This is a genomic window from Winogradskyella flava (assembly GCF_014243395.1).
GTDB lineage: Bacteria > Bacteroidota > Bacteroidia > Flavobacteriales > Flavobacteriaceae > Winogradskyella > Winogradskyella flava.
The window spans coordinates 1,403,365-1,416,142 of record NZ_JACLCP010000001.1; the positions used below are offsets into that span (position 1 = coordinate 1,403,365).

The following is a 12,778-nucleotide window of genomic DNA, read 5'->3' on the forward strand; positions in this document are numbered from 1 at the left end:
GATACAAAATAATCATAAGTTAATTATACTTGACTTATGGAAAACTCAAATTGGATTCTTCAATTTCTTGGGCGCTTACATCCTTTATTGGTGCATTTTCCTATTGGACTTTTATTCACGGGTTTTATTTTAGAATTGCTAACCTTAAAAGGAAAGCGAAAAGGACTTAGAGATGGCATCAGTTTTATGGTTTGTATTGGTGCAGGTTTTGCTGTTCTCTCGGCACTGTTTGGCTGGTTCTTAAAAACTCAAGAAGACTATACAGGCAATTTAGTAGATAATCATCAATACACAGGAATCGCCACTGCAGTTTTAGCTTTGATTACTGCCTTAGTTTTAAAATCAAGCTTAAAAAAATCACCTGTAAATTTAAAAGCCTATCGCATTGTATTTTTCATGACAGTCGTTTTATTGACTATTGCAGGACATTTAGGGGCGAACTTGACGCATGGAGAAGGTTACCTTGCTTCAGTATTACCTGGAAATAAAGATAATTATACAAGTAAGGAATCTGGAGCTTTACTGGCCGAACTTAAATCGGTAGATACATTATCAGAATTACAAAAAGATAAATTAAACCTAGAAGTGAGAGGGCTTTTTGCACATAGATGCTACCAATGTCATAGTGAAAATAAACAAAAAGGTGAACTCATTCTCGAAACAAAAGCAGGTGTTTTTAAAGGAGGAAAAACAGGATTAGCAGTCGTGCCAGGTAAGCCAGAAGAAAGTGAAATTTACAAACGCATTTCGCTTCCAGCAAATCATAAGGACGTGATGCCAACAAAAGGTAAATTGCTAACATCAGATGAAATAGCACTTGTGAAGCTTTGGATAGACGAAGGAGCACATTGGTCAGATCAGGCTGTTAAAATATTTCCAGAAGCTGAATTGGCTTTAGTAAAACCAGAATTACCAAAAGTTTCTGAAGAATCGCATCCCATAGATAAAATTGTAAGTACTTATTTTGATGACAACGATGTGTCTTGGCAAGCCTTAATCGATGATCGTAAGTTTATTAAAAGAGCCTACATGGATGTTATTGGTTTACTGCCAGAACCTGAATTTATAGATGCGTTTGTAGCGGATAATAATTCTAATAAAAGAGAACGTTTAATTGATGACTTATTAAATGATTCCGAAAATTACACACAACATTGGTTAAGCTTTTGGAATGATTTATTACGAAACGATTACAGTGGTACAGGTTTTATAACTAAAGGTAGATTTCAAATTACAGAATGGTTGTATAATGCTTTAAAGGATAATAAATCTTATGACCACATGGTAACCGAATTATTGAATCCAGACAAAGAATCTGAAGGGTTTATAAAAGGAATTCAATGGAGAGGTGTGGTAAATTCCAGTCAACGTACAGAAATGCAAGCAGCTCAAAATATTGGTCAATCGTTAATGGGTGTCAATGTAAAATGTGCGTCTTGTCATAATAGCTTTGTGAGTAATCTAACTTTAGATCAAGCCTATGGTTTTGCTTCAATTTTTGCGGAAGAACCTTTAGAACTCAATAGGTGTGATAAACCTATTGGTAAAATAGCAAAAGTCAATTTTTTATATCCTGAACTTGGCAGTGTTGAAGGCACAACTCTAAAAGAACGTCTCTTTAAGCTTTCTAAAATAATGATTGACAAAAAGAATGGGAGGTTGTACAGAACCATTACCAACCGTATTTGGGAACGTTTAATAGGTAGAGGCATTATTGAACCTGTTGATGAAATGGATAACGACCCTTGGAATGCTGAATTGCTCGATTGGTTAGCTGCGGATTTTATTGATTCGGGTACAGACTTAAAGCATTTAATAAAGCGAATCATGACCTCTAAGGCATACCATTTACCTGCGGTCAATTATAAATCATCAGAACATCTAAAGCAAAACTATGTTTTTGAAGGACCTGTTTTAAGACGCTTAAGTGCAGAACAATTTTCGGATGCTATTAGTCAGGTAATTGCACCAGTTTATGTAGCGGTAGAATTTAATCCTAATGAAGAAAAAATGCGAGCGTTACGTATTTGGCATCATGAAAAGGATTTAACAAACACAGTATTACCATTACCTGGTAAACGGTATTTTAGAAAGGAATTCAAGCTATTAAAAGATGATATAAAACAAGCTTCAATTTTAATTTCTGTGGATGATGCTTATAAATTATTCATTAACGGAAAGCCAGTAGGAGAGGGCAATAATTGGACTGATGTTGGGAAATTTGATATTACTAAACTTTTGACAAAGGGAAATAATGTAATTGCGATAGAAGGTAATAACCTAGGAAAGATTGATAATCCTGCCAGTATATTATTTGCAATGAAAGTAGATTTTGAAGATGGTAAAACGTTTAAGGTATTTTCAGACAAAACTTGGGTAAGTACAAACAAAGCGCCTCAAAGTAACTGGGTAAATTTAAATTTTGATGATAGTAAATGGATGGAAGTTCGTGATTACGGAACAAATAATTGGAGTAAGCTATTAGAATTTACATTTAAAGAACATAAAGAGACCTTTGTAAGAGCAAGTTTGGTAAAACAACATCCGTTTTTAAAAGCTTTAGGAAGACCTAATCGAGAAATCGTCGCTACGACAAGAGAAGAGCAAGCAACGTTATTGCAAGCTTTGGAACTTACAAATGGTGCTTTTTTCAATGGTATTTTAGAAGAAGGAGCAAAACAATGGCGCGATACCTATGGAAATGATAGCAATGCAATTATAGATATGCTGTATCAGAAATTATTAGGAAGGCATCCATCTTCTGACGAACAAAAGATTTTAATTGAGGCTTTAGGGAATGAACCAAGCATAGCACAAGTACAAGATGTGATTTGGTCGGTTTTGATGTCGCCTGAATTTCAATTTATAAACTAGTAAGAATCGCTTTTGAATTATGAAGGATAAAAATAGCAAGGTTAATTCGCGTAGAGAATTTATAAAAAAGATGACTGCAGCAAGTTTGGCGGCTTCTGCAACAAGCATTCCTTTAGCAAGTTTTTTAAGTTCCTGTTCGCCCGAAGTTCAGAAAAGAGCAGCCACAGCAGATAGTGTTATTTTACTTTGGATGGCTGGCGGTATGGCGCATACCGAAACATTTGACCCTAAAGCTTATGCACCTTTCGAAAAAGGTTTAGAGACCAATAGAGTATTAAGTACATTTCCAAAACATCCCACAGTAGTTGATGGACTAGAGTTTTCCGAAGGATTACAATCTATTGGAGATGTAATGGACAAAGGAGCTATTATAAGATCATATAAAGCAGCCGATTTAGGACACATTTTACATACAAGACATCAATTTCATTGGCACACTTGTTATGAACCACCGCAATCGGTTCAAGCACCTCATATTGGAGCATGGATTGCAAAAGAATTAGGGCCAGCAAATCCTGTAATCCCACCTTTTATTTCAATGGGACAACGTTTTACAATGGGCGAAGCCGAAGAATTAAAAGCGTTTCATACAGCCGGATTTTTAGGAAGCGAATACGGGCCATTTTTAATTCCAGATCCATCTGAAGGTTTAGATAGTGTACGTCCACCACAAGGCATGTCCTTAAAACGTTTTGAAGCACGCTACAAACTTTATAAAGAATTGGCTAATAAAAGTGAAGTGATGGAGCAGGCTGGCGACTATCAAAGAGAATCGCTAATGCGCTCTATGGAACAGTCGTACCGACTTTTAAATTCGCCAGAAGCCAAAGTATTTGATTTATCTCAAGAATCTAAAGAAAAATATGACACCTACAATACAGGTCGTTTTGGGTTGGGTTGTTTATTAGCAAAACGTTTGATTGAAAACGGAGGACGATTTATTAGTGTGTCAACAGAATATGAGCCATTTTTAGGTTGGGATACACATGCTAACGGACATACCAGAGCAAAACAAATGAAAGCTTTAATTGATAGACCAGTGGCACAATTAATTAAAGATTTAGATGAATCTGGTCACTTAGATAGAACCTTGGTTATTTTGGCGAGTGAATTTAGTAGAGATGCCATTATGGAAGGAAGGCCAGGAGAAGAAGTTAAGGATCAAGCAAGTAGACAACCAGATAAAATAGAGCATATTCGCCATTATGGGATGCATCGTCATTTTACAGATGGTGGTTCCATATTAATTTGGGGAGGTGGTGTTCAAAAAGGATTGGTTTACGGAAAAACAGCAGATGAAAGACCCTGTGTTTCTATAGAAAATAAAGTGGTAATAGATCAAGTGCATCAATCTATTTATCACGCATTAGGTATCGATTCTCAAACCCATTACGAAATCGAAGGCAGGCCATTTTACACCACACCAGATGGAAAGGGTCAGCCTATATTGGATTTGTTCGGAAAAGAAATAAAATCATCAAAAGAAAATGTCGCTTAAAAATGTATTGCAATCATGACAAAGTCTAAAATCGGTCGTAGAACATTTATCAACACCACAGCCAAAGCAGGTATAGGTTTAGCGATTGTTCCTCATTTTAATATTTTAAAGTCGAAGCCGAAAATGTATGATACCATTATAGGTCATGGAGATTTTAAATATAAAGTGCATAAATCATGGGGAGATTTAGATAGAGCCGTAACACCTGTGAAAAATTGTCATGAAATGGTTATGGACTCTAAAGGCCGATTGATTATGGTAGGTGACAACACCAAGAATAATATTTTGATTTATGACAAATCAGGAAAGCTTCTCGATTCTTGGGGAATTCGTTATAAAGGTGGTCATGGTTTGTCGTTATGGAATGACGGTTCCGAAGATTTTTTATTTATCTGTGATGCTAAAGGAGAAAGCGTCATTAAAACAACAACAGACGGCAGAGAGTTGATGATTATCGGGCATCCCTCTAAATACGGAGCTTATGAAAAAAAAGATGCGTTTAAGCCAACGGAGAGTGCCATTGGTCCTAATGGCGATATTTATATAGCAGATGGCTATGGCTCAAATTATATTCTTCAATTTACAAAAGATGGTGAGTTTATTCGAAAAATAGGAAGTGGTAGAGGTACGGAAAAAGACCAATTTCAAACGGCACATGGTGTTTGTATCGATTACAGAGGTGATGGCGAGCCCACTTTACTAATCACATCGAGAGCTGCAAATTGCTTTAAACGGTTTACACTAGATGGTACATATATTGAGCAAATAGATTTGCCAGGAGCCTTTGTATGTCGTCCTGTAATTCATAATAAAAACTTATACTCTGGCGTGTGTTGGTCTTCAGAAACCGATTATGTAGAAAGCGACCAAAGTACACATCCATTTAAAACAAGTCCTAAATCAGGTTTTGTAACTATTTTAGATGAAAAAGGAAAAGTAGTGTCTAATCCAGGCGGAACAAAGCCTAAGTATAAGAAAGGAAAGTTACAACGCATGGTTCAGGACCGACCTATTTTTCGTCATTGCCACGATGTCTGTGTCGATAATGATGAAAACGTATACGTCTGCCAATGGAATGCCAACAAGGCCTATCCTATAAAATTAGAACGTGTTTAAGAATACTTCTAAGACGAGCTTTAAGAAAAGGAGACTGTAGTTAAAGAGTCTCCTTTTTTATTATATAATTAGTATTGCTTATTTTGAAATTCTGTTTTAATCTCTACAATGATTAATGTCTTTAAATTGAATATGTGCAGTTTTATCTCCAGTATCACTTGTGCCATAAGCACCATATCTTGTATAAACTCTTTCAGTAGTATGGTTATGTACTATGTGTTTTTCTGTACCTCCAACTTTTATTTTCGAAAATGCTGTGTTAGATGAATTATATCCTGTTTCATATCTAAAAGTATATTCTTGCCCGTAGTTAATGGTTTTGAAATTTGTTATTGTTCGACCTCCTCCACTTGGTGTGTAAGGATTTGTCGTTACATGAGTTTCTAATCTAATTTTATCAACACCTTTTTCTGTAACTTTTCTGGCGTATAATAAAAATTGTGCACTACTATTCTTTTTAAGTGCCTCAACCCCTTTTTTAATTATACCGCCTGCATGAGATTGAATAATACATGTATTGCCATCGCTTAAATCATAAATTCTAAACCTGCCAGTAAGTACTGTTTCTTTATTGGGGCTGCGAGAAAGGTTGTTGAAAAATCGTTCCACTCTAGTTTTAGTATTATTATATCTTATAGTGCCTCCTATAATTTTGTATCTACCCCAACCTCCTGAAATATTATCATAACCTCCATAACTTTCACTAGTTCTACAGTCTAGGGTTCCCTTATTATTAGGACTCGATACATCAGAACAGGACTGAGGTGATCCTGGACCAAGGTTTGGAAACGATGTGTCACAACTTGCTTTTGCATGTAATTCCGTCAAGTCTGTTGATTCTTGTAAGGTAGATTCATCAACTGATGAATCTATTACGTCATTTGTAGAGCAAGAAATAGAAATAGTTAATAATAGAATTAAAGCTATATTTTTTAGATTTAGTAGATTACTTTTTGTCATTTTAATTTGGTATTAAAGTTTATATTGGTTCTTTGAGACTTTGCTACAAAAAATCTTGTTACTTCCTTAAAATTAAGATATTCATAAAATTTTGCCATCCTGTACTTACATGATTTTGATAGTTTTCTTTTTCTCTAACATCATAGTACAGGATAGCTCTTTTAGTGTTTTCTAATATCTTTAGTTTTTAAATAATACACAAAATCAATATCCATCCATGTAATATTATAATGGTAAACAAACAAGCCCTATTTTCAATTTTTTTAATAGCTGTTTTCTCTATATCCTGTAAACAGGGTTCTACCTTAACAACACCAATATCTTTAGAAAAATTAACTGTTGATTCAAAAGAAAATCCATTAACTATAGAAAGTGAACAACCATTGTTTTCATGGATTGTTAATGCTGAAGGTTACAATAAATCACAATCGGCTTATCATATTTTGGTAGCGTTATCAGAAAAAAAATTAAATGAAAATGACGCTGATATATGGAATTCAGATAAAGTAAGTAGTGAGCAATCCACTTTTGTTAAGTACAAAGGCAACTCAATAGAACCAATGAAAACGTACTATTGGAAAGTGAAAATTTGGGATGAAACTGGAGCAACTTCAAATTGGTCAAAAGTTCAAACATTCGAAACTGGATTGATGACTTCTGATAATTGGGGAGATTCAAAATGGATTACCTTGAATGAAGATACACGAACTTCAGAACACCGTTTTAGAGATTACAAAACAGGAAGAATGGAAAAACCAGAACCTGTTGATGGATTTGCAGCTAGTTATTTTAGAAATGAGGTTGCTATTGAAAAAACCATTAAAAATGCACAAGCGTATATCTGCGGGTTAGGCTATTATGAGTTGTACCTAAATGGAGAAAAAGTAGGCGACCATGTTTTAGATCCTGCACCTTCAAACTACGATAAGCAAGCCTATTATGTTAACTATGATATTACCGAAGAACTAAAATCTGGAAAGAATGCCTTTGGAATTATTTTAGGAAACGGGTTTTACGGTCAAAATATTTCTTGGAACCGAGATCCAGAATCAAATAAAAAAGGTGTGTCTTATGGTTCACCAGCGGTTAAGCTTTTGGTAAAATTGAAATATACAGATGGCACATCAGCAGATTTCTACACAGACGAAACCTGGAAAGAAACTACAGGTCCAACTGTATTCAATAATATTTATGGTGGTGATACTTACGATGCACGTTATGAATTAGGTGATTGGACGACAGTTAACTATGATGATAAAACCTGGGGAAATGCTAAAGTAGCATTACCAAAGGTTAAAAAAATAAGTGCGAGTCAAATTCCGCCAATTAAAAGATTAAAAGAATTTGAACCTCAAAAGGTGTTTAAAGGAGCAGATGGAGAATGGATTGTCGATTTTGGCCAGAATATTGCGGGTTGGGTAAAATTAAATGTTCAAGAAAAAGAAGGGCAATTGATTGAAGTCATCACAACAGAAGCCTTGCTAAGTAACGGTAAAGATATTTTCCAAGGTTCAACAGGTGGTGGGGCCAATGGGATGCCTCAAATATATAAGTACATCTGTAAAGGGGATGGCATCGAGTCTTGGGAACCAAAATTTAGTTACCATGGTTTTAGATATGCCAAAATTAAAGGTATTTCATCTAAACCCGATGCTACTATGATTAAAGCAGTTTTGGTGGCGACAAACATTCAGGAGACAGGAAGCTTTACATCTTCAGATGAATTATTAAACAAAATGCACAGCATCAGTAAATGGACCATTGTAGATAACTTACATGGAATTCCTGAGGATTGTCCACACCGCGAAAAATGCGGATGGTTGGGAGATGCACATGCGTTTTGCGAGTATGCGTTGTACAATTACGATATGTACGATTTCTACAAAAAATATATGGAAGACATTCGCACACAAATGCGACCAACCAAGGGTCATAATAATCCAGAAATTAAGTTTCAAGTGCCAACAATGATTGCACCTGGCAAACGTACATCAACCTATGCAAAAATAGATTGGGGAGTGGCTACCATGTATTTGCCTTGGTATAATTACAAGTATTATGGTGATGATGCTATCGTAACGGAATACTATGAGGACATGAAAAACTTGACCGATTTCTACTTGAATTTTAAAGACGAAAATGGGATCATGCAAGATGGTATGGGTGATTGGTGTCCACCGCTCTGGGATAGACGAAAGAATCCAAGTGCCATGGAGTGCGACCCTATTATTTCTGCAAATGCGTATTTCTATGATGTTTTGGGTATTATGGAAATGTTCGCTAAAATGAATAATGATGATCAGTACGAGGCTAAAATGAATGCTGAAAAAGAAGCCTTAAAGAAAGCCTTTAATAAAGAGTTTTTAGTTAGTATTCCTAATACAAAATATAAATGGTATCAAAGTCAAACAGCTACGGTTCAAGCTTTGCAATTTAATATGGTGCCCGAAAAACAAATTGAAAATGTAGTGAACGGATTGGTTCACGATGTAGTTGTAGTGAAAGGAGGACATCATGCTACAGGAATTCATGGTAACAGATATATATACACTGTTTTAAGTAAGTATGGAAGAGCAGATTTAGCATACCGAATATTGACAACGCCAGATTTTCCGAGTCAGGCTTATGTGATGAATTCAGGATTCACTACCTGGCCAGAACGCCAATTTGTTTGGGAAGAAATGGAGGGGCCAACTAATTCACTTAATCATCCTATGCATAGTGGTTTCGCAGCTTATTTTTACGAATCTTTAGGAGGTATAAAGTCTTCGGAATCAAACCCCGGATACAAGCTGTTTCTGGTTAATCCAGAATTTCCGAGTAACATAACAAATACAGAGGTGTCTATCCCAACACCTTATGGCAATATTATCAATAAATGGAATGCTAATGATAACGTGTTAAATATGAATTTGGAAGTGCCTTTTAACACCAAAGCTAAGCTTGTAGTCACGTCTTCTGAACTTGAAACCCTAGAAATAAATGGTCAATCAGTTAAAGATTTCAAAAAGCAAAATTCACTCGAAATTAAGGGAGGTGCAGTAATTATAGGTTCAGGAAACTATAAGATTGAATACAGAATTATAAAATTAAAGGATTTATAAAAATACGACGAGATGTTTTTTATGTCACTTTTCTAGTCTTTACCGTTTACTCACATTAAGCTTCACATGCATCTTGATTGCCCTTATACAATAGAGTAGGATAGAACAGGATAGTTTTCAAATATTTTCATAATAATTTAGAAGACTAATAACAATCAAACAATATTTTTATGAATTTATTAATCAAATTGAACAAATGTTTGGGTTTTCCTAAAACATGGCTGTGTCTTATGGTTGCATGCTCATTTATTGCAATGTCGGGCGCGCAAACCGTTAGCGGTACGGTTACAGCAGAAGGACTCCCTCTTCCTGGTGCTACAGTCTTAGTTAAAGGAACCACAACAGGAACAAGTACAGATCTTGATGGTAGTTACACTATCACGGCAAGCGAAGAAAGCACACTCGTGTTTTCTTATGTCGGTTATCTCTCAAAAGAGATAGTCGTAGGAAATCAACTTACAATTAATGTCAATTTAGAACCAGACAACAAACTAGATGAAGTAGTTGTCATTGGTTATGGAACCCAAAAAAAATCTGACTTAACAGGTTCTGTTTCTTCGGTTAGTGCTCAAGATGTAGCTGATGTGCCAGTTTCAAGAGTTGATCAAGCCCTGCAGGGTAGGGCAGCAGGTGTACAAGTAACGCAAACTAGTGGTGCACCAGGTGCTGGTACCGCCATCAGAGTGCGTGGAGGTAATTCCATTACTGGTAGTAACGAACCACTTTGGGTTATTGATGGTATTATTGTTGGAACAAACTTTAATTTAAACAATCTTAATGCAAATGATGTCAAATCTATTGAGGTCTTAAAAGATGCCTCATCTGTTGCTATTTATGGGTCAAGAGGTGCGAATGGCGTAATTTTAGTAACCACAAAAAGTGGTGCTAATATTGGTGGTGGTAAACCACAAATTAATGTAGGTATTTTTACAAGCACACAGTTAGTACCTGAAAGACCAGACTATTTAAGTCAGGAACAACAAATTGAATACACCAATCAGGATGCTATATTAAGAGGTGTAGCCGAGCCATTTCCTGGGGATCCAACGGATTACCCAGATAATGACTATTTAGACCTTTTATTAGATCCATCACCTATTACGAATGTAGATGTTTCTATAGCTGGTTCTTCAGAAAACGGAAGTGTAAGTTATTATAATTCGTTAAATTTTTTCGATCAAGATGGTCTTATTGAGAATTCAGGAATACAAAAATATATCTTTAGGTCTAATTTAGATTTTAAAATAACTGATAATTTAAAAGCGGGAACTCGTATTAATTATTCAAGAATTAAACTGGACAATGGTGTAGTTGGATATAGCGGTCTTCTAGGTATTTTGCCAACCCAACCTGTTTACAACGACGATGGTTCTTTCAATGGGGCTAATGAAGTAACCGGAAATCCATTTAACAATCCTGTTGCAACAGCAAAACTAGATATAGATGAGACTATTTCTAGCAATTTATTAGCAACGATATATCTAGAATATAGTCCTATAAAAAATTTAATTATCCGCTCTACTTTTAATCCAGATATTACCAATTCTAAAAGGAACGAATTTACGTCTAGCCAAAGACCAGATTTACAAGTTGGAGACAGTAATGCTAGAATAAGTACTATATCAACTATTAATTGGAATAACGAAAATACCGTGCAGTATTCTGGAACAGTCGGAGAGGATCATAGTTATACGGTTTTAGGTGGTGCCTCTTTCCAGAAAGATGTTATCGAAACTGCTTCAGCTCAGGCTTTTGGGTTTACTACGGATGCCACATCATTCAACTCTTTAGGATTAGGAACTGATCCTACAAGAAATATAGTGAGTTCTGGTTATAGTCAAAGAACACTTGTTTCTTTTTTCGGTAGGCTTAATTATACATATAAAGACAAGTATTTGTTAACATTGGTTGGTAGAAGTGATGGTAGTTCTGTGTTTGCACCTGGTAATAAATATAATTTTTACCCCTCTATAGCGGCTGCATGGAAAATTAGTGAAGAGTCATTTATGCAAGATCAAGACATATTTAGTGATCTAAAACTAAGAGCTAGTTATGGTCAAGCAGGTAACCAAGCTATAGATCCATACAGCACTTTAGCCGTTTATGCCGAGGCAAACACATCCACTAATGGCATTGAGCTTCCTGGTCTTCTCTTAGGTAGACCAGCAAATCCTAATTTAATTTGGGAAACAACAACGTCTTTTGATATTGCTTTAGAAGCTTCGCTTTTCGGAGGTAGAGTTTTTACAGAATTTAATTACTATTATAAAAAAACAGAAGATTTACTATTAGATGTTACTATACCTAGACAAACAGGGTATACAAATCAATTACAAAATATAGGTTCTTTAGAAAATAAAGGATGGGAATTTCTAGTAAATTCTACTAATATCAATAACGATAATTTTAATTGGAATTCTACATTGACGCTTTCTTCTAATAAAAATAAGGTGTTAGATCTAGGAGGTGAGGAGTTCATTGACGTAGTTGTAGACGAGATTTTAGGTGCTGGAAACCTAAGGTTAATCGTTGGAGAAACGGCACCAGTGTTTACGGGAGTCCAGTTTTTAGGAACTTGGAAGAGTCAAGAGGAAATTGATGCTTCAGGACAAGATGCCGCTACAAATTTTGTTGGGGGTCCAAAATATAAAGATACAGATGGAGATGGTTTTATAACTAATGAAGACTTTGAGGTACTTGGGAATCCTTTTCCAGATTTAATTTTTGGATTTGAAAACAATTTTTCTTACAAGAACTTTGATTTAAGTATTTATATTCAGGGAACGGTTGGTAATGAAGTTTATAATTTAAGAACACGTAATAGTTTTTTCATTCGTGGGGAGCTTCCAAAGTATGCAGAAGTTGCTAATTATTGGTCGCCTGATAACCCAACTTCTAATATTCCTAGACCTGGATTTGTTGAGGGTGCTTATCAGCCCAATTCTTTTGATGTCGAGGACGCTACACACTTGCGTCTAAAAAATGTTAGATTTACTTATAATGTACCAGTTAAAGAAATGGGCTGGAAAGGTATAGATGGCATGGCGATTTATGCAACTGGAACCAATTTACTATTACTTTCAGATTTTAGATTAATTGACCCTGAGACCAGTGCTTTTGGTAGGCAAGGATTAGGTAACCTAGCCCAAGGATTTTCAAGAGGAGAGTATCCTAATGCCAGTGTTTTAAGTTTAGGACTTAACGTAACTTTTTAAAAAAATTGAAT

6 protein-coding genes are annotated in these 12,778 nt (G+C 35.5%); 5 read left to right on the forward strand and 1 reads right to left on the reverse strand.

Annotated features, from left to right (window positions below; genetic code table 11):
- The first annotated feature begins 36 nt into the window (after positions 1-36).
- From H7F21_RS06165 to H7F21_RS06175, 3 genes are read left to right on the forward strand one after another with little or no spacing between them, the layout of a single operon-like run.
- Complete coding sequence (locus H7F21_RS06165) at positions 37-2,874, forward strand: DUF1549 domain-containing protein (protein WP_185788327.1); 2,838 nt, start codon at positions 37-39, stop codon at positions 2,872-2,874.
- A gap of 19 nt (positions 2,875-2,893) precedes the next feature.
- The gene (locus tag H7F21_RS06170) at positions 2,894-4,372 is read left to right on the forward strand and encodes a DUF1501 domain-containing protein (RefSeq protein ID WP_185788328.1); all 1,479 of its coding nucleotides are present in this window, start codon (positions 2,894-2,896) and stop codon (positions 4,370-4,372) included.
- A gap of 15 nt (positions 4,373-4,387) precedes the next feature.
- Positions 4,388-5,488: an NHL repeat-containing protein gene (locus H7F21_RS06175; protein WP_185788329.1), complete on the forward strand. Its 1,101-nt coding sequence runs from the start codon at positions 4,388-4,390 to the stop codon at positions 5,486-5,488.
- Between the two features lie 96 nt (positions 5,489-5,584).
- Here the strand turns inward: H7F21_RS06175 and H7F21_RS06180 are convergent, their stop codons facing one another.
- Positions 5,585-6,448, reverse strand: a complete 864-nt coding sequence (locus tag H7F21_RS06180; protein WP_185788330.1) for a hypothetical protein — start codon at positions 6,446-6,448, stop codon at positions 5,585-5,587.
- A gap of 230 nt (positions 6,449-6,678) precedes the next feature.
- Between H7F21_RS06180 and H7F21_RS06185 the strand changes: the two genes are divergently transcribed.
- Both H7F21_RS06185 and H7F21_RS06190 read left to right on the forward strand, forming a co-directional pair.
- Positions 6,679-9,552, forward strand: a complete 2,874-nt coding sequence (locus H7F21_RS06185; RefSeq protein WP_185788331.1) for an alpha-L-rhamnosidase — start codon at positions 6,679-6,681, stop codon at positions 9,550-9,552.
- 170 nt (positions 9,553-9,722) lie between these two features.
- Positions 9,723-12,767: a SusC/RagA family TonB-linked outer membrane protein gene (locus tag H7F21_RS06190; RefSeq protein ID WP_246431422.1), complete on the forward strand. Its 3,045-nt coding sequence runs from the start codon at positions 9,723-9,725 to the stop codon at positions 12,765-12,767.
- Positions 12,768-12,778: the final 11 nt, after the last annotated feature.

What these genes read in the sequence shown, in the direction of transcription:
- H7F21_RS06190 (WP_246431422.1), top strand. Translation starts at nt 9,723, where the DNA reads ATGAATTTATTAATCAAATTGAACAAATGTTTGGGTTTTCCTAAAACA.
- H7F21_RS06175 (WP_185788329.1), top strand. Translation starts at nt 4,388, where the DNA reads ATGACAAAGTCTAAAATCGGTCGTAGAACATTTATCAACACCACAGCC.
- H7F21_RS06180 (WP_185788330.1), bottom strand. Translation starts at nt 6,448, where the DNA reads ATGACAAAAAGTAATCTACTAAATCTAAAAAATATAGCTTTAATTCTA.
- H7F21_RS06165 (WP_185788327.1), top strand. Translation starts at nt 37, where the DNA reads ATGGAAAACTCAAATTGGATTCTTCAATTTCTTGGGCGCTTACATCCT.
- H7F21_RS06185 (WP_185788331.1), top strand. Translation starts at nt 6,679, where the DNA reads ATGGTAAACAAACAAGCCCTATTTTCAATTTTTTTAATAGCTGTTTTC.
- H7F21_RS06170 (WP_185788328.1), top strand. Translation starts at nt 2,894, where the DNA reads ATGAAGGATAAAAATAGCAAGGTTAATTCGCGTAGAGAATTTATAAAA.